Below are 24946 nucleotides of genomic sequence, written 5' to 3' on the forward strand. Positions count from 1 at the left end.
GGGGTCGAATCACGTCCGGGTGTAGGTGATCACCCGATGCCTCAGGCCACCCCTCAGGACGAATCTCTTCACTACCAACAACGCAGTGAAGTTCCTAAGGGGAAAAGATGAACACGAACGACGCCCTCCTCACCGGTGTACTGGCCGAGGTCGAATACCGGAGGGAAGAGCTGCAGCGAGCGGGCCGCAGCATGTGGGTCGACCGGGCCCGCCGGGCGGGCAAGCGGATCCGCGCGCAGCGCGCCGAGGTCCAGGTGCCCGCCCAGGAGCGCCGCGAGGTCCGGCAGGTGCCCGCCCGCAGCGGCGACATCACCCGGTAGAGGTCGAGTGCGATGAAGCTCTCGGCGAAAACACAGGCGAAGTTGTCGGTCCGGTAGGCAAGAATGCACCTCGTGCCCCGTCTTGGCTCCGGAATCCCGATCGTCGCCCGCACACAGGAGATGCGGCAGCTCCGCGCCGCCTTCGCCCGTGCAGAACGGGCCGAGGCCGGCGCGGTGCTGCTCTCCGGTGACGCCGGCGTCGGCAAGACCCGCCTGCTGACCGCGCTCGGCGAGTACGCCGCGGGCGCGGGCGCCCTGGTGCTCACCGGGCGCTGTATCGACGTCCATGAGGGCGGTCTTCCTTATCTTCCGTTCGCCGAGGCGCTGGCGCCGCTGGCGACGACTTCCGATCCCGCGGTCACCGCCGCGGTCCGGGCCCGGCCGGCGCTGGGCAGGCTGCTCCCGCAGATGCAGCAGGCGGAGGACTATCCCGCCATCGAAGACGGTCAGCTCACCGCGAGCGAACGGATGTCGACGCAACGGGTCGGGCCCGAGCAGGACCTCGGCCAGCTCCAGCTGTTCGACGCGGTACTGGGGGTGCTGACCGTCATCGCTCAGCGCCGGCCCGTGGTGATCCTCCTGGAGGACCTGCACTGGGCCGACGGTTCCACCCGGAACCTGCTCTCCTTCCTGTTGACGAGGCTGCGCACCCAGCGGCTGCTGGTGGTGGCGAGCTATCGCGAGGAGGACGTCCACCGGCGGCATCCGCTCCGCGCGCTGCTGTCCGAGGTGGTCCGGCTGGGCGCGGTCGAACGCGTCGAGGTCAAGCCGTTCAGCGCCGAGGACGCGCGCGCCTTCGTCGAGGCACTGGCCGACGAGCCGATCGGCCAGGACATGATCGCCGACATCGTCTCCCGCTCCGAGGGCAATCCGTTCTTCGTCGAGGAGCTGCTCGCGTCCGCGAAGGACTGCCGGGACCTCCCCGCCGGGCTGGCCGAAGTGCTCCTCGCCCGGGTGGAGCAGCTTTCCCAGATCACGCGCCGGGTGCTGCGCGTGGTCTCGGTCGCCAAGGATTCGGTGGCGCACGCCGCGCTCGCCGAGATCTCCGGGCTGGACGAGCTCGAACTCGACGAGGCACTGCGCGAGGCCGTGCAGCATCACGTCCTGGTGATCGAGAACGGTTTCTACACCTTCCGCCACGCGTTGCTGCAGGAAGCGGTGTACGGCGACCTGCTGCCGGGGGAGCGGGTGCGCATGCACGCGGCGTACGCGTCGCGGATCCGTGACCGGGCACAGGGCCGCGGCCAGCAGGCGCGGCTCGCGCACCACAGCCTGGAGAGCAAGGACTTCGTCTCCGCGCTGGCCGCGTTGCTGCGCGCGATGGACGAGGCGGAGAAGCTGGGCGCGCCCGGTTCCGCGTTGCGGCACGTGGAGCAGGCACTGTCCATTTGGGACGCCGTGCCCGCGGCGGACCGGCCGTCGGACGTCGACGAGCTCCGCCTCCTGCACGAGGCGTCGTATTTCGCGAGCACGTCGGGGGAGCCGGAGCGCGCGGTCGCCTATTCGCGGTCCGCGACCGAGGCCCTCGGCCCGGACACCGGGAACGAACGGGCCGCCAAGGTCTGGCGACGGCACGCGGAGGCGCTGCTTTCGGTCGACGGCACGCTCGACGAGGTCGTCGAGGCGATCGACAAGGCCTGGGAGCTGGTCGAACACACCGAGGCGAGTGCCGCGCGGGCCTGGGTGCTCGCCACCCGCGCCGGGATCCTGCGGCTGATCGACAGGCACGACGAGGCACTGCAGTGCGCGCTGGCCGCGGTCGCCGACGCCAGGGCCGTCGGCGCGGGCGGGGCGGAGGCGGCGGCGCTGGTCTCGCTGGGGACGCTGGCCGATTCGGCGGGCGACGTCGAACTGGCCCGGGAGCGGCTGCGCGAGGCCGAGCGGAAGGCCAGGGATTCCGGCGCGCTCAACGGCGAACTACGGGCGCTGCACTTCCTCGGGCTGAGCTACGACGACCGCGCCGAGATCCGGTCCGCGCTGAAGTACTACGCCAAGGGCATCCAGCGGGCCAAGGAGACCGGGCTGACCTGGAGCTCGTTCGGCATCGAGCTGCGGACCAAGCACCTCACGCTGCGGTACGTCAGCGGGGATTGGCCGGAGGACGACGACGCGGGCCGCGCGGGCCGCGGTGTGTCGAGTGTCGTCGCCGGACGCTTCCTGGGGATCTGGGCGCAGTTCGTCGTCGGCCGGGGCCGGTTCGCGGACGCGGACAGGATCCTGCCGAGCCTGCGTCAGCACTGGGCCGCGGACTACTCGATCGCGCTCGCGTCGGCCGACGCCGCGATCCAGCTCGCCTCGTGGCGAGGCGACCACGCGGGCGCGGTGCGGCAGGCGCGGGAACTGATCGACTGGCTCGAAGAGATCGAACCCGCGCTGCTCGGCGGGATCCGGATCAGCGTGCACGGTCTCACCGCGGCCGTCGCCCAGGCCGCCGAAGCCCGGGTGCGCGGCGACCTGGCGACCGCCGAGGCCGCGGTGGAAGCCGGCGAGAAGCTGCTCGCCCACGGCCGCCACTGCGCCGAACACGGCATCCCGCGTTCGGTGTCGCTGGGCCCGGAGGCGCTGGCGTGGCTCGCCCGGATGGAGGCGCTCGGCGCCTGCTTGCGCGGCGCGGGGGATCCCGAGTTGTGGGCGAAGGCGGTCGAGGCGTTCGGGTACGGCGCGGTGTACGAGCAGGCCATGTGCCGCCTGCAGCACGCGAAGTCCTTGCTGGCCTCGGACGGCGACACCGCGCTCGCCGCGTCGGAGCTGCTTGCCGCGCACGCGGTGGCCGACCGGCTCGGCGCCTGCCCGCTGCGGGAAGCCGTCCGGGAGCTCAGCCACCGGGCGCGCGTCGAGCTGCCAGGAGAGGCCGTGGCGCCGCGTCGTGACGTCGTCGACCCGCTGACCGACCGGGAACGGGACGTGCTGGAGCGCGTCGCACTCGGCCGGACCAACCGGCAGGTCGGCGAAGAGCTGTACATCAGCGAGAAGACGGTGAGCGTCCACCTCTCGCGCGTGATGGCGAAACTCGGCGCGAGCCGCCGGGCCGAGGCCGTCGCGATCGCCTACGACCGAGGCCTGCTAGCCGCTCCGTCTTCTTCCTCCTGATCGCATTTCGTCCTCTACCGCATTCAGAGGACGAAATGCGGGAGGGGGTCAGCGGCGGGGAAGGCGGCGAAGGGCCTTCAGGCTCGTGCTCAGGGTCCGCACCCACAGCTTCGGCGGGATCCCCTTGCCGGGGCGCAGCGGCATCCCGCGCTGCACCGCGATCGCCTGGGCCTCGGTGTACTTGAGCAGGCCTTCGGCGCCGTTGCGCCGTCCGACACCGGACTCCTTCATCCCGCCCATCGGCAGCCCCACGGTCCCGAAGGTCGCCGCGAAGCCTTCGTTGACGTTGACGGTCCCGGCCTTCAGCCGTGCCGCGACCTCCCAGCCCGCCCGGCCGTTACGCGACCAGACGCTCGCGTTCAGCCCGAACTTCGTGTCGTTGGCGCGTTCGATCGCGTCGGTGACGTCGGTGTAGCCGTAGATCGACACGACCGGCCCGAAGGTCTCCTCGGCGAACAGCTTGACGTCCTCGGTGACGTCGGTGAGCACGGTCGGCTCGTAGAACAGCGGGCCGAGGTCGGGCCGGGCCTTGCCGCCGGTGAGCACCTTCGCGCCCTTGGACCGGGCGTCCTCGACGTGCGCCGACACCGTCTCCAGCTGCGCCTCGGAGGTCAGGGATCCCATCTGCGCCTGGTAATCCAGCGCGCCACCGAGCCGCAGCGCGGCGGTCTTGGCGACGAAGGCGCGGGTGAACTCCTCGCGGATCGACTCGTGGACGTAGATGCGTTCGACCGAGACGCACAGCTGCCCCGCGGAGGAGAAGCACGCGGTCACCGCGCCCGTGGCGGTCTTGGCGATGTCCGCGTCGGGCAGCACGATCATCGGGTTCTTGCCGCCGAGTTCCAGCGAGTAGCTCGTCAGCCGCTCCGCCACCTTCGCGGCGAGCCCCTTGCCCGTCGGCGTAGACCCGGTGAAGCACAGGTAGTCCGATTCCTCGACCAGCGCGTCGCCGATCTGCGAACCCCGGCCGAGCACGATCTGCCAGACACCGGTGGGCAGCCCGGCCTCCTCGGCGAGTTCCTGCAGCCACAGCGCCGAAAGCGCGGTCTGGTTGTCCGGCTTCTGCACGACGGCGTTGCCGGCCGCGAGCGCGGGCAGGACGTCCATCGCGGTCAGCGCGAGCGGGTAGTTCCACGGCGAGATGATCCCGACGACACCCTTGGGATGCCGGATCTCGCCGACCTTGGTCAGCACGGGGATCAGGCCGGCGGCACGGCGCGGCGAAAGGAACTTCGCGCTGTGCTTGCCGTAGTAGGCGGCCACGAGGGCGGTGGCGCTGACTTCGTCGAAGGCGTCCATCCGGGCTTTGCCCGCCTCGATCTGCACGAGGTCGAGCGCCTCTTCCTGACGCTTCAGGACCAAGTCGTGCAGGCGGATAAGGATGCGCTGACGGTCCTCGACCGGCCGCTCGGCCCAGGCGCGCTGCGCTTCCCTCGCCTGGTCGAACACGGCGCGGACGTCGGCGTCGGTGGCCTGGGGGAGGGTCGCGATCGGCTGCCCGGTGAAGGGCGCCCGCATCCGGACCGGCGCGGAGTCCGCGCCGCCCACGACCCGGCGCACGAGCCGTTCCGCCCTGGCCGCGGCAGGGGCGCCGGGGACGTCGCCGATGGTGGCCGGTCCTTCGGTGTGGTGGCCCGCGCTCGCCGGTGTCGTGCTCGTCATGCCGTCTCCGTTCCATACCGCGCGGAGCCGGGGGAGGCGCCACGCAGAGCCCAGGTGTTACCGACGAGTACAGCATACTGCCGGTATGGAGACTGTCCACCGCTGATATGAATAAGTTTCACATATTCTCGGGGCGTGGCGGATTGTCCGGGGACGGGCGCAGGATGTCCTGCTGCTGCAACGCGGAGCCCGCGGGCGGGGTCGGGGGAGACGGCGGCTCATAGGGCTGTTGCTGCTGATATTGCCGCTGGGGGACGCCGGGCGCGTAAGGGGGATAGGCGACCGGATAAGGGACTTGCCGGGGCGGCGCCGGTTCACGCCGGTTGGCCACGACCGCCAGCCCGATGGTGAGCAACGCCACGAGCCCGCCCGCGAGCAGGATCCAGAAACCGCTGCCGGTCCCATACCGCGAGACGAAGCGGCCGGTGTCCTGTCCGAAGCTCAGGCTCGCCGAGATGTCCATGCCGAGCATCCAGACGCCGATCGCGGTCCCCGCCCCGCCGGCGACCAGCAGCGTTCTCGACGTCGTCGCGGCGATCGAGGTCGAACTCCGCCGGTACGCGGCGAAACCCACCGCGGCTCCCGCGAACAGCGTCAGCGCGGCGGCCGACAGCGGGATTCCGTAGCGGGCGACATGGGTCTTGTCGTAGAACTCCTTTTCCTCCGCCGAAGGTTCGATGTCGAAGGTCCGCGTCCAGCCGGTTTCGGCGAACTTCGACACCGGCTTGCCGTCGGAAAGCTGTTCGTAGGTCGATTGCGGGAGAAAAGTCGCGAGAAGGACGAGCAGACCGGCGAAAACCCCCATCATGGCGGCGAAAAGGCGGGGAAGCCGCGTGTCGGAGGGCGGGATTGCGCTGAACGGGCCAGTCGGTTGGTACGGCTGCTGCTGCGGCGCGCTCATGGTCGGCTCCTCCGCCGGTTTTGTTGGCCAGCAAGGAATTCCACCACGAATCGGCCGAGGAGATAAGTGTCACCAGTGCTCTGGTCAACCGCTTTCGCGCGTGCTACGCGGAGGTGTCCTCGTACAACATGACCGCGACGCGCTTCCACTCGTCGAGCAATTGCCGCCGCCGCTGGGGATCACCGCCGAGTTCGGCGTCCAGTGCCAGTCCGCGGGTGAGGTTCACGGTGAGCCAGAAGAGGATCTCCGCGCGTTCCTTCGGGAGATCGCCCGCGACCGCGGTGACGTGCTCCAGGGTCGAGCGGCCCAGCGCCCGGTCGACCGGGCGGATCGCCTCGCGGAGTTCGGGGTCGGTGCGTGCCGCGACCCACAGTTCCGTGGCGGCCGTGGACAGCGTGCCGGAGTAGCCCTCCCAGAGCAGGTCGATGGCCGCCGCGACACCCGAGGCGCCGCCGGGGAGCGCCGAGATCGACTTCGCGAGGCGTCCGCGCAGCTTCTCCGTCAGATGCTCGACGGCCGCGGCCATGAGTTCGGCCTTCGCGGAGAAGTGATGCTGCACGGCGCCCTTCGAGACGCCGGCGCGGGCACAGATCTCCTGCACCGAGGTGCGCGCGTAGCCGAGGTCGACGAGACAGTCGATGGTCGCGTCGAGCAGGGCGGTGCGGGTCTGCTCCCGGCGCTCGGCCTGCGTGCGGTGGGTCCTGCCGAGCACACTCACCGGTTCCGGCCCCCTTTACGTGCAGCTCGGTACGGATGTACATTCCGCATGGAACTTACATCCTAAGCGTCATGTTTTCCAGGTCCGATCAGGAGGCGTTGGCCGTGCCCTTGCAGATCCAGAAGAGTTCGTGGAGCACGACGGAACTCGAAGACCTCCGGGACCTCGCCCGGACCTTCTGCCAGAAGGAACTCGCGCCGAACCAGGAGCGCTGGGCGGCCGAGAAGAAGGTCGACCGCGAGCTGTGGACGAAGGCGGGCGAGGTCGGCCTGCTGGCTCTGTCCATCCCGGAGGAGTACGGCGGTGGCGGCGGCACGTTCGCCCACGAGGCCGTGCTCTACGAGGAGCAGGCCCGGTCCGGTGACAGCGCGTGGGGTGTCACCGTCCACAATGGAATCGTCGCGCACTACATCCTGGAGTACGCGAACGAAGAGCAGAAGAAGGCGTGGCTGCCGAAGTTCGCCTCCGGCGAGATGGTCGGCGCGGTCGCGATGACCGAACCCGGCACGGGTTCGGACCTGCAGAGCATCAAGACCCGCGCGGTGCGCGACGGCGACCACTACGTGATCAACGGCGCGAAGACGTTCATCACCAACGGTTTCCACGCCGATCTCGTCGTCGTCGCGGTGAAGACCGACCCGGACGCGGGCGCGCAGGGTGTCTCGCTGATCGCCGTCGAGACCGACACGCCGGGCTTCAGCCGCGGCCGTGTCCTCGACAAGATCGGCCTCAAGGGCCAGGACACCGCGGAGCTGAACTTCGACGACGTCCGCGTCCCCGCCGCCAACCTCCTCGGCGCGCAGGAAGGTCTCGGCTTCATCCAGCTCATGCAGCAGCTGCCGCAGGAACGGCTCATCATCGCCGTCACCGCGGTCGCCGGGATGGAGGCCGCGATCGACCAGACCATCGCCTACACCAAGGACCGCCAGGCCTTTGGCCGCCCGGTCTACAACTTCCAGAACACCAAGTTCAAGCTCGCCGAGGCCGCGACCGAGGCCGCGGTGTCCCGCGCCTTCCTCGACCAGTGCATCGAACGGCATCTGCGCAAGGAACTCGACGTGCAGGGCGCGGCGATGGCGAAGCTGTGGACCACCGAACGGGTCAACAAGGTCGTCGACGACTGCTTGCAGCTCTTCGGCGGCTACGGCTACATGACCGAGTACCCGATCGCGCGCGCGTGGGCCGACATCCGGATCTCCCGGATCTTCGGTGGCACCAGCGAGATCATGAAGGAAATCATCTCCCGCACGCTGTAGAAACCGTTGGCGTAGGAAGGAAAGACGTGGCGAAGAAGGCCGGCCCGCTCAGCGGGCTCAAGGTCGTCGAACTGGCCGGGCTCGCCCCGGCGCCGTTCGCCTGCACGATCCTCGCCGATCTCGGCGCGGAGGTCGTCCGGATCGACCGGGCGACACCGGGCAACGACGTCATCGGGTTCCCGAACGATCCGCTCGCCCGCGGCAGGCGGTCGATCGGGATCAACACCAAGACCCCCGAGGGGGTCGAACTGGTGCTGAAGCTCGCCGACGACGCCGACGTGCTCATCGAGGGTTTCCGTCCCGGCGTCGCCGAGCGGATGGGCATCGGACCGGAACAGGTCCACGCCCGCAACCCGCGGCTGGTCTACGGCCGGATGACCGGCTACGGCCAGGACGGCCCGCTGGCGACCGTCGCCGGGCACGACATCAACTACATCGGCATCTCCGGCGCGCTCGAACCCATCGGGCACGCCGGGCAGCGGCCGGTGGTGCCGCTCAACCTCGTCGGCGATTTCGGCGGAGGTGGCCTCCTGCTCGCGATGGGTGTGCTCGCGGCGTTGTTCGAACGCCAGACGTCCGGCAAGGGGCAGGTGGTCGACGCGTCCATGGTGGACGGTGCGGCACTGCTGACCACCAGCCTGCACGGACTGCTGGACTCCGGGCTGTGGTCCGGCGGGCGCGGCGAGAACATGCTCGACGGCGGCGCGCCGTTCTACGACACCTACGAGACCTCCGACGGCAAATACGTCGCCATCGGCGCGATCGAAATGCGGTTCTGGGGCGATCTGGTGAAGGTGCTCGGGCTCGACCCCGAGGAGACGCCGGTCCACGTCGACAAGAACGAGTGGCCGAAGCTGCGCAAGATCGTCGCCGAGGCCGTCGCGAAGCACACTCGCGACGAGCTGGTGGCGAAGGCCGAGGGCACCGACGCGTGCCTGACGGCGGTGCTCTCCCCGAAGGAGGCGCCGTCGCATCCGCACAACGTCGCGCGCAAGACGTTCGTCGACGTCGGCGGCATGCTGCAGCCCGCTCCGGCGCCGCGGTTCGACCGCACGCCGGCCGAGACGCCGGAACCGCCGCGCCCCAAGGGCGGCGACACCGCCGAGGTCCTCGCCGAACTCGGCGTGGACGCCGACGGGATCGAACGGCTCAGGGCCGCGGGCACCATCGCGTGAGCTGAAGGACGCTTTCAGCCCACGTCGAGATCGGACCGCAGCACCGAGTAGAGGACGTGGTCGCGCCAGGCCCCGTCCCGGAACCCGTAGCCGCGCAGCACACCCTCCCTGGTGAAGCCCGCCTTCACCAGGGAGCGCTGCTCGGCGACGTTGTCGGCCTCTGTCGACGCCTCGACCCGGTTCATCTGCGTGTGCGCGAAGAGGTAGCGGACCAGCAGCCGCTGCGCCTCGGTCCCGTAGCCGTGGCCGCGTGCCTCGGGAATGAGCACGAGCCCGGCGTTCCAGCAGTACGACGTCGAGCCGGTCCTGGTCTTGTGCCACGAGACGAACCCGAGCCGCTGCCCGCCGAGGTCGATCATCAGCATCCCGTTGTCCGCCGCGAGCATGCCGGTCTCGGACCAGCGGCGGCGGAGGAAATGCGGATCGTGCCAGCCGTGCCACTCGAACGGGCCCGCGGCCCGTGGGTCGTTCGTGAGCGCTTCGAGCATCGGCAGGTCGTCTTCGGACACCGGTCTGAGCGCGACTCCGGTTTCTGTCATCCGACAGACCCTAGGACGGATCGCTCTCGAAACTGCCGTGACGCCCCGCGCCGTCACTGAACCGGCCGGCGCCCGCGACAGCCTCTTCGGCGAGCCCGCCGCCGATCAGCGCGTTCGAGAACTCCGCCCGCATCGCCTCGTCTTCGGTGAGCCCGTATTGGCCGTACGCGGACTTGCGGTCCGCGCGCAGGCACGCCTGGGGGAACGCGGCGATCTCGCGCGCCAGCGCTTGCGCGGCCGCCAGTGCCTCGCCGTCCGGCACGACCCGGTTCGCAAGCCCGATGGCGAGCGCCTCGTCGGCGTCGACCGGCCTGCCGGTGAGGATCAGGTCCATCGCCCGCGAATGGCCGATCAGCCGGGGGAGGCGCACGGTGCCGCCGTCGATGAGCGGCACGCCCCAGCGGCGGCAGAAGACGCCGAAGACGGCCGTCGTGTCGGCGACCCGCAGGTCGCACCACAGCGCCAGCTCCAGCCCGCCCGCGACGGCGTGCCCGCGGACCGCGGCGATCACCGGCTTCGACAGAGCCATGCGCGTCGGGCCCATCGGCCCGTCACCCGCCGGGCTGAGCGCGTTGGTGCGGTCGGTCCCGACGGCCTTCAGATCGGCTCCGGCGCAGAAGGCGTCACCCGAACCGGTGAGGACGGCGACCGCGGCTTCCTCGTCCGAGTCGAACGCGCGGAACGCGTCCGCCAGCGCGGCCGCGGTCGGCCCGTCCACCGCGTTGCGGGACGCGGGACGGTTCAGCGTGACCGTCGTCACCGGCCCTTCCCGGTGGACGAGAACGTTTTCGCTCATCGATCGCTCCCTCAGGCGAATACGGGTGGGCAACAGGGCCCGATTCTCCTTAAAGTGGTGACAAAGTCCGCAGTGCGCGCGGAGTCATCGTCTGGACACTACGGTGTGATGGGATGGAGCCATGTCGCCCGGCTTGAAGAAATTCGTTGTGATCGCCGTCGTCGCGCTCGTGCTCTTCTTTCTGATCAGCAGGCCGACGCAATCCGCCGACGCCGTCCACACCGCGCTCGGCTGGCTCCGGTCCGGTGCCGAAGCCATCGTGACCTTCGTCCGGAGCCTCTTCTCCTGACCCCTCGTCCGGGTGATCACCGGCGTCCTCGGCGACGCCGGTGATCACCGTGCGCAGCCACCTGCGGTTATCACTCAGCGTCACTCGTCTCGGATTTCGGTCGGACGACTCGACCATCCGGGTGGATTGCCCCCGAAAACCCGCTGGTCGACGAATTCGTGCCCTGGAAGCTCTGGCGGAAGAGACCTCCGCGCCCCTACGGTGCTCACATTGCGTGATCGGTTGGTCCTCCAGGCGCCGGAGCCGGCCTCCTGGGCGAGGAGTTTTCGCAGGTGCAAGCCCCAGGGCAGCGGGAACTTCCAGCCGGGCAAGTAAGTCAGGACTTGTCAGTCGGGGAATCATGAGGAGGCAGGGATGACCGGAGATCCCGGAGTCGATGCGTTGATCCGGCAGTGGGCGGCCGAGCGTGAGCAGACCCCCGAGGAGCAGGAGGCCGACCGCATCGCGTCGGCGTGGCTGGCCGACGTGCCAAGGCAGGCTCCCGGAATCCCCGGCCAGCGTCAGCAGTCCGGCCAGGCGCGCTGGGCGCCGGTCGAGGCCGCCGACCCCGGCTACCTCGACGCCATGAGCCGCCGTCTCCCGGAGGTCCCGCAGGAGCTGCTCGTCGCGGCCGCGGGCTGGTGGCAGATGGTGGGCGGCGTCGCCGAGGCCGAAGCCTGGTGGGACGCCGGGATCAGCCCGCTCGACCAGCGCGCTCTCGACTACCGCGCGGCCGGGCTCGCCCCGTCCGACCTGAGCCGTCGTCTCGGCCCGATGACCGTTTTGCAGCACCTCCGCCGCGGCAGCGCCCCGGCCTGGTGCGTCGCGCGGCTGGCGAGGCAGCAGAAGTCCGCCTGATGGGAACTTCTCGCACGCGCGGGTGAACCGGCGTGGCAAGGGCGATCCCGGCTACCGCGTAACGCTAACCTGCGCGGGCTCGTTGTTCGAGCATCGGTCGTGATCGCCGCCCACGCTGGAGGACCCGCTTCGTGCGCACCACCCCGGAAAACGACGAGCTCGTCGACGACCCGGCCACGCCCGCTCCGCCACGCCGCGGGGTGGGCGCCGCCGTACTCGGCAGGCTGGTGATCGTGCTGGCCGTACTCGGCCTCGCCGGGGGCGGGATCTGGCTGGTGACCAAGGCGTCCGCCCCGGTCGCGAGCCCCACGACGATGGAGATCCCCGCGTTGCAGGTCAAGGCGGCGGACGTCAAACCCGGTTCGGTCGCCCCGGTGAACGCCACCCTCGCGGGTGGCGCGACCCAGCAGACCTCGCCGCAGCAGGCACAACCGAAGCCGGGCAAGGACCCGCTGACCGCCTGGACCGAGCGGGCCGCGCAGGCCACCGGCATCCCGGCCAGGGCACTGCTCGCCTACGGCAACGCCGAACTGGCGATGCGGCAGATGCAGCCGAACTGCAAGATCTCGTGGGCGACCCTGGCGGGCATCGGCCGGATCGAGTCGAACCACGGCCAGTACGGCGGTGCCGTCCTCGGCCAGGACGGACGGCCGTCGAAGCCGATCATCGGCGTCCCGCTCGACGGGTCGCCCGGCGTGAAGGCGATCGGCGACACCGACGGCGGCCAGTTCGACGGCGACGCGTCCGTCGACCGGGCGGTCGGCCCGATGCAGTTCATCCCCAGCACCTGGCGCCGGTACGCCGCCGACGGCAACCGCGACGGCGTCGGCGACCCGCAGCAGATCGACGACGCGACGCTGGCGGCGGCGCGCTACCTGTGCGTGAACAACCGCGACATGTCGGCCGCCTCGGGGTGGTGGCAGGGGATCCTGTCCTACAACAACTCGACCGAGTACGCGCAGAAGGTCTTCGGTCTGGCGGACGGCTACGCGAAGTCCGTGGCCGCCGCCAAGTGAGTGTTGAGGACGGCTGGGGCAAGAGCGTCTTGAGTACCTGCCGCAGGTGCACGGAACGGACGACACACGTGATCAGACGGACGACACGCGTGATCAGATGGACGGCTCGTGGCGGGACGTGGCCGCGGTCGTGTCGTCCGTCCAGTCACGCGTGTCGTCCATCTGATCACGCGAGTCGTCCGTCCAGTCACGTGACATCGCCGTCGCGGCACGTCTCGTGAGTGGTAAGGACGGTTCTAACGGACTCGTATTTACCTACCCACTGGTGTGATTAGCGGTCGACGGGGGAGGATTCCGGCCGTTGAACGTCCGGATTCCTCCCCCGTCACCGCGTCTGCCACCGGTCGCGCCTGGCGCGACCTTGATCAACGGAGGATCGGGGACGTTGAGTGTCCCGAACCTTCCGTTGATCAAGGTCCAAGACCGGGCGTCCCCGGCGACGANNCATCGTCGCGCCCGGCAGCCGTGGAACCACCACTCTCGGCCCAGTCAGGCGTAGGTAGGCAAATACCGGTCCGCTCTAACCGTCCTTACCACTCACGAGACCGGACCCGGGACCAAGGTCCCGAACGCCCAGGTCGGCGACGATTCGCCGCGCACCCAGTGCTAGCGTCGATGTGTGTCCGCTTCGCCCGTCATCCTGCGCCGTCTCGGCATCGCCGGCGTCTGCCTGGTGAGCCTGGCGCTGTGCTGCGGGCTCGCCTGGTGGCAGTGGGAGCGGTTCTCCTCGGCCAGCGGGACGTTCCAGAACCTCGGCTACGTCCTGCAGTGGCCGCTGTTCGGGCTGTTCCCCGCGTTCATGTTCTGGCGGATCCGCAAGCTCCGTCGCCGCGCCGCCGAAGCCGACGCCCAGGAGACGGTGGCCGAGATCGCCGTGCCCGAGGTGCCCGCGCCCCGGCGGCGGCGTGCCCCGGCACCGCCGCCCCCCGAGGACGACGAGCTCGCCGCGTACAACAGGTACCTGCGCGAACTCAACGCCCGCGACAAGTAGTTCCCCAGAGAGGTTCGAGACCCTATGACCACCCGAACTGACGACGCCGCCCCGGCCCGCCCGGTCTCGCTGGGCGGACCGCTGATCCGGTTCCGCGTCGCGGCGTACGCCACCGGTGTGGCCCTGCTCGGGCTGGTCGTCGAGATGCTGCTGCAGTACGTCTTCCGCGTGGAGCTTCCCCAGTTCGTGAAGCTGATCCCGATGGTCCACGGCGGGCTCTACCTGATCTACCTGCTGCTCGCGGTCGACCTCGCGATCAAGGCCCGCTGGTCGATGAAGGGCACCCTGCTCGTGCTGATCGCCGGCTGCATCCCGTTCTTCTCGTTCGTGATGGAGCGCAAGGTGACGCACAAGGTCCAGGCGGGCGCGAAGCTCTAAGCCCGGCGCCGGAAGGTCAGCGCCACCAGGAAGGACAACGCCGTCACCACGGCGGCGACGGTGAACGCCGCGGTCATCCCGGCGACGGTGGTCTCCGCCGGGCTCCCGGACGGCGTGCGGGTCACCGCGCCGAACACGGTGATCAGGATCGCCAGTCCCAAGGTCGCCCCGACCTGCTGCAACGTCTGCAACGCACCGCCCGCGGCACCCGCGTCGCCGGTGGGCACGGTCGCCATGATGATCACGCTGAGCGGGGAGAACGCCAGCCCCGCGCCCACGCCCATCAGCAGCATCGGCCCGAGCAGATGCGAGAAGTAGCCGCTGTCCGAGGTGAGCGTGGTCAGCCAGACGACGCCGCCGGTCATCAGCGCGGTGCCGGTGAGCGCGAGCGGTTTCGGCCCGAACCGGGGGAGCAGCTTCGGGATCAGCCTGCTCAGCAGGAACATGCAGACCGCCATCGGCAGGAACGCGAAGCCGGTCTCCAGCGCGGCGAAACCCGCGATGTCCTGCAGGAACTGGGTCAGGAAGAAGAACATGGACATCATCGCCATCGGCCCGAGGAAGAAGTTGACGTAGGCCGCGGCCCGGTCGCGTTCGGCGAACAGGCGCAACGGGATCAACGGCTCGCTCACCCGGGTCTCGATGATGAGGAACGCGACCAGCAGGGCGAGCCCGGCGGCGAGGCCGCCGAGGGTGATCGTGTCGCCCCAGCCGTGCGACGCGGCGTGGGTGAAGGCGAACACGAGCGAGCCGACGCCGAGGGTGCCGGTGAACGCGCCGGGGAGGTCCAGCCGGGCGCGCCGCCGGGGTGGATCGGCCACGTACCGCGAGGTGAGCAGGACGATCGCGAGCCCGAACGGGACGTTGATGTACAACGCCGCGCGCCACGAGATCCATTCGGTCAGCAGCCCGCCGAGCAGCAGGCCGATCGCGAAACCGCTGCTGGACATCGCCGAGAACAACGCCAGCGCGCGTACTCGTGCCTTGGCTTCGGTGAACGTGCTGGTGATCAGCGCCAGCGTGCTCGGCCCGGCGAGCGCGGCGCCGACGCCCTGCGCGACCCGGGCGGCGATCAGCAGTTCCGCAGACCCGGCGAGGCCGCCGAGCAGGGAGGCCGCGGTGAACACGGCCGCGCCGGCGACGAACGTCCGGCGGCGGCCGAACAGGTCGCCCGCCCGGCCGCCGAGCAGCAGCAAACCGCCGAAGACCAGGCTGTACGCCGTCATCACCCAGGACAGGCCGGTGTCGGTGAAGCCCAGTTCGGACTGGATGCGGGGGAGCGCGACGTTCATCACCGTCGCGTCGAGGATGAGCATGAGCTGGCAGGTCAGGATGATCGGGAGGACCAGCCGGTGCGGAGGTGGCGGTGCCCCGGCCGCCTCCGGCCTAGGCTCGGCACGCAGGGTTCGTTCGGTCAAGGAATACTCCAAAGACGTAACGAGATGAAGCGGAGAGACTCTCCACTTGAGGTCGTGAGCGATGATATGGAGACACTCTCCGCTTACGCAAGTGAATTCGGAGAGCTTCTCCGTTTTCGTCGCCCGAGGAGGTGCAGATGGTCACGGCCGATCCGGCCCGCCCCATGCGTGCGGACGCGCGGCGCAACTACGAGCGCATCGTGGCCGTGGCGAAGGAGGCGTTCACCGCCGACGGGATCGACGTGCCCGCCGACGACATCGCCAAACGCGCCGGGGTCGGCGCGGGCACGTTGTACCGCCACTTCCCGACTCGCGACAAGCTGATCGAGGCGGTCTACCGCGACGAGATCGACGGGCTGGCGCAGCAGGCGTACGACCTGCTCGACGAGCTGCCGCCGGGGAAGGCGCTCGAGACGTGGCTGGCCACGCACGTCATCTACGTGGTCGAGAAGCACGGGCTCGCGATGACGCTGAAGGCGTCGGTCGACGCCGGCTCCGAGGTCTTCGCCTGGTGTCAGGCACGGTTGCGGGCCGCGGCCGACACGATCGTGAAGGCGGCGCAAGACGAGGGGGTGCTCCGGGCCGACGTCGCCGGTGTCGACATCCTGCGGCTCGGGCACGGGCTGGGGTCGGCGGCGAGCAAGGCTTCGGAGGAGGACACGAAGCGGCTTCTCACGATCGTGCTGGACGGTCTCCGGATGCAATGAACGGTCCNNTTGCAAGGAACGGACCGTTCATTGCGCGCGTCAGGAGCCGATCCCGGTGAGGGACCGCACCTCCATCTCCGCGTGCTTGACCGGATCGGCCTTCGACTGGCCGACGAAGGTGCCCACGAACCCGCACAGGAACGAGAACGGGATCGACACCAGGCCCGGGTTCTTCAACGGGAACCAGTGGAAGTCGACGCTGGAGATGATCGAATCCGCGGATCCGGACATCACCGGCGAGAAGAACACGAGCACCAGGCTGGCGATCAGCCCGCCGTAGATGCCCCACAGGGTCCCGGTGGTGTTGAAGCGTTTCCAGAACAGCGAGTAAAGCAGCGTCGAGAGGTTCGCCGACGCCGCGACGGCGAACGCCAGCGCCACCAGGAACGCGATGTTCTGCCCGTTCGCCAGGATGCCGCCGATGATCGCGAGCGCCCCGACGGCGACCGCGGTCAGTCGCGCGACGCGGACCTCCGAGGCCGGTTCCGCCTTGCCGCGCTTGAAGATGTTGGCGTAGACGTCGTGGGCGAAGGAGGCCGAGGCGGTGATCGTCAGCCCGGCGACGACGGCGAGGATGGTCGCGAACGCCACCGCCGACACGATGCCGAGCAGGAGGGTGCCGCCGATGTTCAGCGCGAGCAGCGGCGCCGCCGAGTTCTCCCCGCCGGGCGCGTTCTTGATCGCCTCCGGGCCGACCAGCGCGGCCGCGCCGAAGCCGATGACCAGCGTGCAGAGGTAGAAGATCGTCATGCACGCGGTCGCCCACACCACCGAGCGCCGCGCCTCGCGCGAGTTCGGCACCGTGTAGAAGCGCATCAGCACGTGCGGGAGCGCGGCGGCGCCGAGGACCAGCGCGAGTGCCAGCGAGACGAAGTCGAGCTTCGTGACCTCGCTCTTGCCGTAGGAGCCGCCCGGCTCCAGCAGCTCGTCGCCGAGCGGGCTGTTGTCGGCGGCGGCCGAGAGCAGGTTCGAGAAGCTGAAACCGAACTTGCCGAACAGGAACACGGTGATCAGCGCGCCGGTCAGCAGCAGGATGGTCGCCTTGATGATCTGCACCCATGTGGTGCCCTTCATCCCGCCGACCAGAACGTACAGCACCATGACGACGCCGACGACGCCGATCACGAGCGCCTGGCCGAACCCGCCGTGGATGTCCAGCAGCAGCGCCACCAGCCCGCCGGCGCCCGCCATCTGCGCGAGCATGTAGAAGAAGGAGATCACCAGGGTCGACGTCGCGGCCGCGGCGCGGACCGGGCGCTGCTTCATCCGGAAGCTCAGCACGTCGCCCATGGTGAAGCGGCCGGTGTTGCGCAGCAGTTCCGCGATCAGCAGCAGGTCGACCATCCACGCGACGAGGAACCCGATCGAGTACAGGAAGCCGTCGTAGCCGTGGATCGCGATCGCCCCGGCGATGCCGAGGAACGACGCCGCCGAGAGGAAGTCACCCGACAGGGCGATGCCGTTCTGGCGTCCGGTGAAGGCGCTTCCCGCCGCGTAGTAGTCCGAAGTGGAGGAGTTCCGCGTGCTGACGCGGTACACCACATACAGGGTGATGGCGACGAACAGCGCGAACACCGCGATGTTCAGCACCGGGTCGTTGTCGGGGATGCTCATCGCTCACCCGCCCGGACGGAGGCCCGCAGCGCCTCGACCTTGGGGTCGAGCCGCTTGTTCGCGAATTTCAGGTAGGCGATCGTGATCAGGATCGTGCTGGCGAACTGCCCGAGCCCGAGCAGCATGCCGACGTTGACCTCGCCCCACACCTTCCGGCTCATGAAGTCGTGCGCGTAGGCCGCCAGCAGCACGAACGTCATGTACCAGGTGAAGAAGAGCAGGCTCATCGGGAACACGAAGCGGCGGAAGGTCTTGCGGAGCGCGACGAACTCCTTGCCGTGCTGGATCCGGTCGAAGTCCGGTCCGGTGGCGCGCGGCGGCGGGGGAGTGGGCTGGCGCTCGCGGACGAACAGCGCGGGCATCTGCCCGGTGTCCTCCAGGGCGTTGCTCGCCGCGTAAGGACGCGCGACGTCGGGCATGGGTTCCTCCGGGACTTGCATCCGTGGCGCGGTACGGGGAGCGCACATACTAACTACGGCTTCACCCGCTCTGAATAGGCGACCCCGGTTCCGCGAAGGCGTGGGGCGGTATTCCGTTTTACCTCGTATTAGTGTTTCGGAAAATCGTTTCGGCCGGAATGAACCGGCTTTATCACTCGTCATAGTGAGCGGAGTTGTCACGCGCGGTCGTCGCCCGAACGGCCCACTGCGGCAAAAGATGGACGGCGACCACGCTCTGTCACTCAAATTGGTGACAGATTGTAGTTTCGCTACCGGAGGGCGCCGGGTTTCGATACCGTGCCCGCCATCCCGGGCCGGGGAAGATCCCCCGCTTCACCGGGGTGCCTCGAAAGAAATCACCATGTCGGGCGACATCGAACCGGCTTGGGCGGCAAGGCCACAACATCGGGCACATATTTGGGCTTGACCCACCCGTTGGGGGCACGGAAAGTAGTTCGACCGGGCGATGCGGCTACCGTACGTAGGCTGATCGGGTGATTAGGGCACCCTGTGCATCCGCGCAACCCGTAACCGGAATTCCCTCGTTTGTGACGCACGGGCGGTTTTCCGGCCGCGCGGATCGTTCGGAAGCACACTTTTCGCTGGTCAGCACCCGTGTGCTGAACGGAATTGACGGCACCCGGATTGGTGTACGATTCTTTGGCCCGGCCGACCCGCAGTGATCGATTGGCAAAGAAAAGTTGATCTCGACGACCATGCACTTCGCAGGTTGCGACCTGCACGTGCAGGTGCAAGACCTCCCGAAGCGGACCGGTGTTCTTGGGGACACAGAGAACACCTGGATCGCCGGACGGGGTCCCTCACGTCGCGATCGATCACGTGGTCAGGCCGGGGTCGAGTTCCCCGCAGGCAGGTACCTCGCGGGAACGGACGCCTCAGACCGTGCCAGGACGCCGGACAGGGAGTCACCTACGTGACCGTTGCAGGAGAAGGCCAAGTGCCGGTCGGGGAGCTGCTGGGACGCACTCCCCGGCCATCTCGGTGGGCCACCGGCTGGCGCACGCTCGTGCGCTGGCGGGACTGGAGCCTGCCGGTGAAGCTGTCGGCCGTGACGCTGGTGCCGATCCTCATCGCGCTGGCACTGGGCATCGCCACCATCGCCGGCCAGGTCGGCCGTTCCGACGGCTACCAGCGGCTCGACCGTCTCGTCGCGCTGAGCGGGCACATCCGCACGCTCGCCGACGGCCTCGGCCGCGAGCGCACCCAGTCCGCCGCCGGGCTGACCGCCGGCACCGTCGGCGGGACCCTGGAGCTCGGCTCGGCCCGCGCCGACGTCGACACCGCCATCCCCCTTTACGGTGCCGCCGCGTCGCGGGCGGTGGAGAACGAGCCGTCGCTCCGTCAGGCGCGTGAAGCGGCGGCCGCCCAGCTCGACCGGCTGCCCGACATCCGGCAGCGGGCCTCTTCCGGTCAGCTCGACCCCGTCCAGGCGATCGGCGAGTACACCGAGGTGACCACCGCGCTGCTCGCCCTCGACACCGCGCTGGCCGCCGGTGCCGGCCAGGACGACCTCGGCGGCACCCCGACGGCGCTGCACGACCTCGCGATGATGAAGGAACAGCTGTCGCTGAGCCAGGCGCTGGTCTCCTTCGGCATCGCGCGGTCGAGCCTCGCGCCGAGCGAGCTCGACCAGCTGCGCACCGCCGAACTCCGGCTGACCGACCGGCTCACCGACTTCCGCGCCGCCGCGTCGGAACAGCAGCGCCGGGAATTCAGCGCCGCCGTCACCGACCAGGCGATGGAAAACCGTGACAGGCTGGCGAAAACCGCGCTCGGCGAGCAGGGAACCCCGTCGGCGCAAGCGTTCCGCACGTTGTCCGCGCAGGGCTGGACCGACGCGTCGACCGCGGTGATCGGCAAGGTCGGCGAGGTCGCGAACAAATTCGGCGCCGAGACGAGCGCGGTGTCGGCCGAACTGGTCGACGACGCCAGCAGCGGCGCGGGCCTGCTCGCGGTCCTGCTGTTCGGCGCGATGGTGCTCGCCGTCGCCGTCGTCTTCCTCATCACCCGCCAGCTGCTGCGCTCGCTGAAGGTGTTGCGCGCCAGCGCCCTCGACGTCGCCGAGAAGCAGCTGCCCGACGCGGTCCGCAACATCCAGGAGGGCCGTTCGCAGGGCACCGACGTGCGGCCGGTGCCGGTCGGCAGCGACGACGAGATCGGCGAGGTCGCCAGGGCCTTCGACAAGGTGCACCACCAGGCGCTGCGCCTGGCCACCGAGCAGGCCTCGATGCGCACCGGCTACAGCAACGTGTTCGTCAACCTCTCCCGCCGCAGCCAGAGCCTCGTGCAACGGCAGCTGCAGCTGATCGAGCGGCTGGAGCGCGACGAAGAGGACGCCGACCAGCTGGCCACGCTGTTCCAGCTGGACCACCTCGCCACCCGGATGCGCCGCAACAACGAGAACCTGATGGTCCTCTCCGGCGCCGAGCCGGGCAGGCGCTCCGGTCAGCCCGTCTCCGCGACCGACGTCGTGCGCGCGGCGGTGTCCGAAATCGAGCAGTACCAACGGGTCACCGTGCAGAACCCGCCGCCGGTGCGGCTGGTCGGGTACGCGGCCAACGACCTGATGCGCCTGATCGCCGAACTGCTGGACAACGCCACGGCGTTCTCCGCGCCGGAGACCCAGGTGACCGTCGCGACCAGGCTCGTAGAAGACGGCTCGTTCGGCATCGACATCCTCGACAAGGGCATCGGCATGAACGAGGCCGAGGTCGCCGAGGCCAACGCCCGGCTCACCGAAGCCCCCAACGTCGACCTCACCACTTCGCGCCGGATGGGCCTGTTCGTCGTCGGACGGTTGGCCAGCAGGCACCGCATCGGCGTCTCGCTGCACGGCGGCAAGGACATCGTCGGCGTGCGCGCCACCGTCTCGGTCCCGGCGGATCTGGTGATGGTCCCGCCCGGGGGAGACCCCGGCCCCGCGACCGGCCCGATCACCCAGCGGCTCGCGCCGTTGCCGCCGCAGCAGCCGGGCGGTCTGCCCCGGCGCCAGCGGCCCGCGAACGGTTCACGCCCGGCGATGCCGAGCGTCCCGTCGCAGGGCGGCGAGCGGTGGCCGTCGGCGAACGATCTGGCCGGGCACACCAAACCCGGGGTGAACGGGCACAGCCACCCGCAGGAGGCACGGCCGCCGTCCGATCTGGAGATCTCGGGAACGGCGCTGTTCAGCCCGATCCCCAAGGACGAGACGACACCGCCCGCGCCGGAGCCCCGCCGTCCCGAACCGGAACCCGCCGCCGAGCCCGAGCCGGTCGCCAAGGAGGCGGACAAGCCCGCCGCGGCGGACGGCGATCTGCCCAGCGGCAAGGAACTGTTCGAGGCCAAGAACAACACCACGCTGAGCGAGTGGTGGAACCAGGCGGCCACCCCGGCGCCTGCCGCACCGGCGGCGCCCAAATCGGAGACGACGCCGATCTTCGACGAGATGCTCTCGGCGTGGTTCCGTTCGCCCGTGCCCGCTCCGGAAAAGGCCGCGGCCGAACCCGCGGCCAAGAAGGAGAAGCCGGGCGCGAAGGAGCCCGAAGCGGAGAAGGCGGACGAGGCCGCTCCCACCGCCGAACAGGAAGCCCGCAGCTGGGACTTCGCCAGCGACAAGGCCTTCCGCACGGTGCAGGAGGTCTCCCAGAACGCCCCGTCGACGTTCACCGAGGCCGGGTTGCCGCGCCGCCGCAAGGGCGAGCAGCTTCTGCCGGGCAGCGCGGCGTCGTCCGTTCCGGCCGCCGAACCCGCCGCCAAATCGGAACTGCCGGTCCGCGACCCCGCGAACGTGCGCGGCAGGCTGAGCAGCTTCCAGCAGGGCGTCAAACGGGGCCGCAAGGAAGCGGCGGACAAGGCAGCGCCGGCCACCGAGGCGGCGACCGCCAAGCCGGACACGAAGCCCGAACCCGCGAAGGCGCCCGAGCCGTCGAAGGCGCCTGAAGCGGCGAAGGCGGACGAGCCCGCGAAGACGCCGGAGACGGCCGAGCGTCCGGCGGCCCCACCCGCCGCGTTGCCCAGCCGGAAACCGCAGGCAGCGAGCCCGGAACCGGCGCCGGTCGCCGCCACCGAGCGGACGGACGCCTGGAACTTCGGCTCCGACGAGGGCTGGAAAGCCGCCCAAGCGGTGTCCCAGTCCGTGCCCTCGCGGATGACTTCGGCAGGATTACCCAGGCGCCGTCGCGGGGAGCAACTGCTCCCGGGCAGCGCGGGACCACCCTCCGGGGTGGTCACCCCCCGACCACAGCGAGACGCGCACGACGTGCGCGGTCGCCTGAGCAGTTTCCAGCAGGGCATCCAGCGCGGACGGCACCACACAGCCCAGGCGACCGAAGCCAACCACGAAACCCTGGAGGGTGAATGACCTCGCCGAACCCGGCCCAGCCCCAGCAGAACCAGTTCGGGTGGCTGGTGAACGACTTCGCCGAGCGGGTACCCGGAGTGGCGCACGCCGTGGTCGTGTCGGCGGACGGCCTCCTGCTCACGGCGTCCAGCAGGCTCCCGCTGGATCGCGCCGATCAGCTGGCCGCCGTCGCGTCCGGCCTGGTGAGCCTGACCCAGGGCGCCGCGCGCTGCTTCGAGGCGGGCGCGGTCAACGAGACCGTCGTCGAGATGGAACTCGGCATCATGGTGCTGATGTCCATCAGTGACGGCTCCTGCCTGGCCATCCTCGCCGCCCCCAACTGCGACATCGGACAGGTCGCCTACGAGATGACGATGCTCGTCGATCGCGTCGGCCAGATCCTCACTCCGGAACTCCGCGCACAATTGCAGGGCGCCGGTGGGTCGCTGATCGGCGAACCGGTGGGATGATGTCCCGATGAGCACCGGATCCGGATCCTTCGGCGAACCGCCGGGGACGGGTGAACACCAGCCTCCGCACGCGGGGGCTGCCCATGCTGCCGGTTCACGGGACGACGGCACGTTCGCCGACGTCCTGAACGGCTTCACCTTGGATTCGGGTCGTGGTCGTCGGAAGCGCAAGAAGAGCAAGCAGTCAGAGGATTCCCAGGTGGGCGGGGCACACGCCACCGGGGAACCGGCAGTCCCGCAGCCGACCGATCAAGGAGACCGCGTGACCTCACTTGCCTCTCCACCCGACAGCGGCGCAGGTGCCGTCGGGCCGAGACCAGGTGGTCTTTTCGACCCGGGCCCGCCCAGCGGCGAGTTCATCATGCCCGCCGTCTTCGAGCAGGCGCCGTCACCGCTCGAAGAGACGGCGATCGTCCGTCCCTATGCCCTCACCGGGGGCCGGACCAAGGCGAACTACGCTCTCGAGCTGGAGACCCTCATCTCCACCAAGGACCATGTCGCGGCGGGTAGCCTCCCCGCGGTGGCCGCGGACCAGATCGAGTGCGTTTCGATCATCGAGGAGTGCCGCACCCCGCGTTCGGTCGCCGAGATCGCGGCGACCCTGCGCGTACCACTGGGTGTGGCACGCGTGCTGATCAGCGACGCGGCGGACGCGGGGCTGGTCAGCGTGCACAAGACGATTTCGGGCAATGACGGCGCCGAGGCACATCTGGTGTTGATGGAAAGGGTTTTGAGTGGACTCCGTCGGCTTTAAGGCACCGCGGGAAACCGCGCCCCCGACCATGACATCCGCGAAGATCGTCGTGGCGGGTGGCTTCGGTGCGGGTAAGACGACCTTCGTCGGTTCGGTGTCGGAGATCGTCCCGCTCACCACCGAGGCGATGATGACGGACGCCAGTCGGGGGATCGACAACCTCGACCAGACGCCCAACAAATCGACCACCACGGTCGCGATGGACTTCGGCCGGGTCTCCCTGGACGCGGACCTGATCCTCTACCTGTTCGGCACGCCCGGGCAGCAGCGGTTCTGGTTCATGTGGGACGACCTCGTCCGCGGTGCGATCGGTGCCGTGGTGCTGGCCGACACGCGACGGCTGGCCGACTCGTTCGCGCCGATCGACTTCTTCGAGGACCGGGGCCTGCCCTATATCGTCGGGGTGAACACCTTCGACGGCATCCTCGAGCACGACATCAACGACGTGCGTGAAGCGCTGTCCATCGACCCCAACATCCCGATCGTCCGCTGTGACGCGCGGGAGCGGGAGTCGACGAAGCAGACGCTGATCACGCTGGTCGAGTACGCGATGCGGCAGTGGATCGCGTTGCGGGCGAGCAACGCGAGGTGATCCTGACGGCGGCAGCGTAGGGGCTGCCGCCCAGGTTTCACGCCTTTGCGTAGGTCAGCAGTACCGCGCGCCCGTCCATCGTCCGGGTGCCGGTGAGCCGCAGGTCCGTGCGCACGCCGCCCCCGAACACCTGCTTCCCGCCGCCGAGCACCACCGGGTGCACGACGACGTGGGCCTCGTCGATCAGGCCGCGGTCCGACATCGCGGTGGCGAGTCCGGCCCCGCCCATCAGCAGCAGATCCTTACCGGGCTTGCTTTTGAGCTCGGTGACCCGCTCGGTGAGGTCGCCGCCCGCCACTTCGGTGTTCCAGCCGGCCTCGTCCAGCGTCCGGGAGAACACGATCTTCGGCGTCTCGCGCCAGATCGGGGCGTATTCCAGGTCGTGCGGGTGGTCCGAGATCTGCTCGGCCTCCGGCCAGTACGACGACATCATCTCCCAGACGCGCCGCCCGTAGACGAGGGTGTCGGCGCGGTCGGTGAGTTCCTGCGAGTGGGCGGACAGCTGCGGGCCCATGTCGGCCCAGTCGAACTCGCCGCCGGGGCCTTCGATGCGGCCGTCGAGCGAGGTGTGGACGGCGTAGACGAGCTTGCGCATGGCTTGATCCCTTCGGTGTGGCGCCCGCCTTCCGGGCGCCGGACACCGA

At 69.6% G+C, this 24946-nt stretch carries 23 protein-coding genes; 14 read left to right on the plus strand and 9 right to left on the minus strand.

Going from position 1 to position 24946, the window contains the following annotated elements; translation table 11 throughout:
* The first annotated feature begins 107 nt into the window (after positions 1-107).
* On the plus strand, positions 108-320 hold the full coding sequence (locus AVR91_RS13330; RefSeq protein WP_063275091.1) for a hypothetical protein: 213 nt from the start codon (positions 108-110) through the stop codon (positions 318-320).
* 63 nt (positions 321-383) lie between these two features.
* Positions 384-3410 carry a helix-turn-helix transcriptional regulator gene (locus AVR91_RS13335; RefSeq protein ID WP_063275092.1) on the plus strand — a complete coding sequence of 1009 codons (3027 nt, stop codon included), beginning with the start codon at positions 384-386 and terminating at the stop codon, positions 3408-3410.
* 48 nt (positions 3411-3458) lie between these two features.
* Here AVR91_RS13335 and AVR91_RS13340 read toward each other — a convergent pair whose 3' ends face one another.
* The 3 genes from AVR91_RS13340 to AVR91_RS13350 all read right to left on the minus strand — a co-directional run bounded on the left by AVR91_RS13340 (position 3459) and on the right by AVR91_RS13350 (position 6691).
* Positions 3459-5072, minus strand: a complete 1614-nt coding sequence (locus AVR91_RS13340; protein ID WP_063275093.1) for a succinic semialdehyde dehydrogenase — start codon at positions 5070-5072, stop codon at positions 3459-3461.
* A 118-nt stretch (positions 5073-5190) separates the two neighbouring features.
* Positions 5191-5973 carry a hypothetical protein gene (locus AVR91_RS13345; protein WP_063275094.1) on the minus strand — a complete coding sequence of 261 codons (783 nt, stop codon included), beginning with the start codon at positions 5971-5973 and terminating at the stop codon, positions 5191-5193.
* Positions 5974-6076: 103 nt separating this feature from the next.
* On the minus strand, positions 6077-6691 hold the full coding sequence (locus AVR91_RS13350) for a TetR/AcrR family transcriptional regulator (RefSeq protein ID WP_063275095.1): 615 nt from the start codon (positions 6689-6691) through the stop codon (positions 6077-6079).
* 104 nt (positions 6692-6795) lie between these two features.
* Between AVR91_RS13350 and AVR91_RS13355 the strand changes: the two genes are divergently transcribed.
* Together AVR91_RS13355 and AVR91_RS13360 are read left to right on the plus strand one after the other, a co-directional pair.
* Positions 6796-7947 (plus strand): acyl-CoA dehydrogenase family protein, encoded by a 1152-nt coding sequence (locus AVR91_RS13355; protein WP_043848699.1) that lies wholly within the window; start codon positions 6796-6798, stop codon positions 7945-7947.
* Positions 7948-7973: 26 nt separating this feature from the next.
* Entirely contained in the window at positions 7974-9122 is a 1149-nt protein-coding gene (locus AVR91_RS13360) for a CaiB/BaiF CoA transferase family protein (protein ID WP_063275096.1), read from the plus strand.
* A gap of 14 nt (positions 9123-9136) precedes the next feature.
* Here AVR91_RS13360 and AVR91_RS13365 read toward each other — a convergent pair whose 3' ends face one another.
* The gene (locus AVR91_RS13365; RefSeq protein ID WP_063275097.1) at positions 9137-9661 is read right to left on the minus strand and encodes a GNAT family N-acetyltransferase; all 525 of its coding nucleotides are present in this window, start codon (positions 9659-9661) and stop codon (positions 9137-9139) included.
* 10 nt (positions 9662-9671) lie between these two features.
* Positions 9672-10457: a crotonase/enoyl-CoA hydratase family protein gene (locus AVR91_RS13370; RefSeq protein WP_063275098.1), complete on the minus strand. Its 786-nt coding sequence runs from the start codon at positions 10455-10457 to the stop codon at positions 9672-9674.
* A 133-nt stretch (positions 10458-10590) separates the two neighbouring features.
* On the opposite strand from AVR91_RS13370, the gene AVR91_RS43340 reads away from it, so the two are divergent.
* The 5 genes from AVR91_RS43340 (at position 10591) to AVR91_RS13390 (ending at position 13968) form a co-directional block, all read left to right on the plus strand.
* On the plus strand, positions 10591-10746 hold the full coding sequence (locus AVR91_RS43340; protein WP_162182762.1) for a hypothetical protein: 156 nt from the start codon (positions 10591-10593) through the stop codon (positions 10744-10746).
* Positions 10747-11100: 354 nt separating this feature from the next.
* Positions 11101-11583, plus strand: a complete 483-nt coding sequence (locus AVR91_RS13375; protein WP_016332819.1) for a hypothetical protein — start codon at positions 11101-11103, stop codon at positions 11581-11583.
* Positions 11584-11714: 131 nt separating this feature from the next.
* The gene (locus AVR91_RS13380) at positions 11715-12599 is read left to right on the plus strand and encodes a lytic transglycosylase domain-containing protein (RefSeq protein ID WP_063275099.1); all 885 of its coding nucleotides are present in this window, start codon (positions 11715-11717) and stop codon (positions 12597-12599) included.
* Between the two features lie 619 nt (positions 12600-13218).
* Positions 13219-13590, plus strand: a complete 372-nt coding sequence (locus tag AVR91_RS13385; RefSeq protein ID WP_063271423.1) for a hypothetical protein — start codon at positions 13219-13221, stop codon at positions 13588-13590.
* A gap of 24 nt (positions 13591-13614) precedes the next feature.
* Positions 13615-13968 (plus strand): DUF3817 domain-containing protein, encoded by a 354-nt coding sequence (locus AVR91_RS13390; RefSeq protein ID WP_016332822.1) that lies wholly within the window; start codon positions 13615-13617, stop codon positions 13966-13968.
* Here the strand turns inward: AVR91_RS13390 and AVR91_RS13395 are convergent.
* On the minus strand, positions 13965-15386 hold the full coding sequence (locus AVR91_RS13395; RefSeq protein ID WP_063271427.1) for an MFS transporter: 1422 nt from the start codon (positions 15384-15386) through the stop codon (positions 13965-13967). The genes AVR91_RS13390 and AVR91_RS13395 overlap by 4 nt on opposite strands.
* A 137-nt stretch (positions 15387-15523) precedes the next feature.
* Here AVR91_RS13395 and AVR91_RS13400 point away from each other — a divergent pair, with 137 nt between their 5' ends.
* Entirely contained in the window at positions 15524-16093 is a 570-nt protein-coding gene (locus AVR91_RS13400; protein ID WP_063271422.1) for a TetR/AcrR family transcriptional regulator, read from the plus strand.
* A gap of 39 nt (positions 16094-16132) precedes the next feature.
* Here AVR91_RS13400 and AVR91_RS13405 read toward each other — a convergent pair whose 3' ends face one another.
* Positions 16133-17707 carry a solute symporter family protein gene (locus tag AVR91_RS13405; protein ID WP_063271421.1) on the minus strand — a complete coding sequence of 525 codons (1575 nt, stop codon included), beginning with the start codon at positions 17705-17707 and terminating at the stop codon, positions 16133-16135.
* Positions 17704-18126 carry a DUF485 domain-containing protein gene (locus AVR91_RS13410; RefSeq protein WP_063271420.1) on the minus strand — a complete coding sequence of 141 codons (423 nt, stop codon included), beginning with the start codon at positions 18124-18126 and terminating at the stop codon, positions 17704-17706. Before AVR91_RS13410 ends, AVR91_RS13405 begins: the two co-directional genes overlap by 4 nt.
* Positions 18127-19105: 979 nt before the next feature.
* Between AVR91_RS13410 and AVR91_RS13415 the strand changes: the two genes are divergently transcribed.
* The 4 genes from AVR91_RS13415 to AVR91_RS13430 are packed head-to-tail and all read left to right on the plus strand — an operon-like array spanning position 19106 to position 24302.
* A complete protein-coding gene (locus AVR91_RS13415; protein ID WP_063271419.1) occupies positions 19106-22507 on the plus strand; it encodes a sensor histidine kinase in 3402 nt (1133 codons plus the stop codon).
* Positions 22504-22956 (plus strand): roadblock/LC7 domain-containing protein, encoded by a 453-nt coding sequence (locus AVR91_RS13420; RefSeq protein WP_005166055.1) that lies wholly within the window; start codon positions 22504-22506, stop codon positions 22954-22956. The genes AVR91_RS13415 and AVR91_RS13420 overlap by 4 nt, the downstream gene beginning before the upstream one ends.
* A gap of 7 nt (positions 22957-22963) precedes the next feature.
* The gene (locus tag AVR91_RS43525) at positions 22964-23710 is read left to right on the plus strand and encodes a DUF742 domain-containing protein (RefSeq protein ID WP_172843509.1); all 747 of its coding nucleotides are present in this window, start codon (positions 22964-22966) and stop codon (positions 23708-23710) included.
* Between the two features lie 28 nt (positions 23711-23738).
* Positions 23739-24302 (plus strand): GTP-binding protein, encoded by a 564-nt coding sequence (locus AVR91_RS13430; protein ID WP_007033694.1) that lies wholly within the window; start codon positions 23739-23741, stop codon positions 24300-24302.
* A 37-nt stretch (positions 24303-24339) separates the two neighbouring features.
* On the opposite strand, the gene AVR91_RS13435 is transcribed toward AVR91_RS13430, so the two are convergent.
* Positions 24340-24897, minus strand: a complete 558-nt coding sequence (locus AVR91_RS13435; RefSeq protein WP_063271418.1) for a dihydrofolate reductase family protein — start codon at positions 24895-24897, stop codon at positions 24340-24342.
* Positions 24898-24946: the final 49 nt, after the last annotated feature.

Source organism: Amycolatopsis keratiniphila subsp. keratiniphila (assembly GCF_001620365.2).
GTDB classification, from domain to species: domain Bacteria; phylum Actinomycetota; class Actinomycetes; order Mycobacteriales; family Pseudonocardiaceae; genus Amycolatopsis; species Amycolatopsis keratiniphila.

Bases quoted from the DNA above. Each gene is read 5' to 3' on its own strand.
- AVR91_RS13375 (WP_016332819.1), top strand. From the start codon at position 11,101: ATGACCGGAGATCCCGGAGTCGATGCGTTGATCCGGCAGTGGGCGGCC.
- AVR91_RS13335 (WP_063275092.1), top strand. From the start codon at position 384: ATGCACCTCGTGCCCCGTCTTGGCTCCGGAATCCCGATCGTCGCCCGC.
- AVR91_RS13420 (WP_005166055.1), top strand. From the start codon at position 22,504: ATGACCTCGCCGAACCCGGCCCAGCCCCAGCAGAACCAGTTCGGGTGG.
- AVR91_RS13390 (WP_016332822.1), top strand. From the start codon at position 13,615: ATGACCACCCGAACTGACGACGCCGCCCCGGCCCGCCCGGTCTCGCTG.
- AVR91_RS13400 (WP_063271422.1), top strand. From the start codon at position 15,524: ATGGTCACGGCCGATCCGGCCCGCCCCATGCGTGCGGACGCGCGGCGC.
- AVR91_RS13430 (WP_007033694.1), top strand. From the start codon at position 23,739: ATGACATCCGCGAAGATCGTCGTGGCGGGTGGCTTCGGTGCGGGTAAG.
- AVR91_RS13370 (WP_063275098.1), bottom strand. From the start codon at position 10,457: ATGAGCGAAAACGTTCTCGTCCACCGGGAAGGGCCGGTGACGACGGTC.
- AVR91_RS13330 (WP_063275091.1), top strand. From the start codon at position 108: ATGAACACGAACGACGCCCTCCTCACCGGTGTACTGGCCGAGGTCGAA.
- AVR91_RS13410 (WP_063271420.1), bottom strand. From the start codon at position 18,126: ATGCCCGACGTCGCGCGTCCTTACGCGGCGAGCAACGCCCTGGAGGAC.
- AVR91_RS13365 (WP_063275097.1), bottom strand. From the start codon at position 9,661: ATGACAGAAACCGGAGTCGCGCTCAGACCGGTGTCCGAAGACGACCTG.
- AVR91_RS13345 (WP_063275094.1), bottom strand. From the start codon at position 5,973: ATGAGCGCGCCGCAGCAGCAGCCGTACCAACCGACTGGCCCGTTCAGC.
- AVR91_RS13340 (WP_063275093.1), bottom strand. From the start codon at position 5,072: ATGACGAGCACGACACCGGCGAGCGCGGGCCACCACACCGAAGGACCG.
- AVR91_RS43525 (WP_172843509.1), top strand. From the start codon at position 22,964: ATGAGCACCGGATCCGGATCCTTCGGCGAACCGCCGGGGACGGGTGAA.
- AVR91_RS13435 (WP_063271418.1), bottom strand. From the start codon at position 24,897: ATGCGCAAGCTCGTCTACGCCGTCCACACCTCGCTCGACGGCCGCATC.
- AVR91_RS13405 (WP_063271421.1), bottom strand. From the start codon at position 17,707: ATGAGCATCCCCGACAACGACCCGGTGCTGAACATCGCGGTGTTCGCG.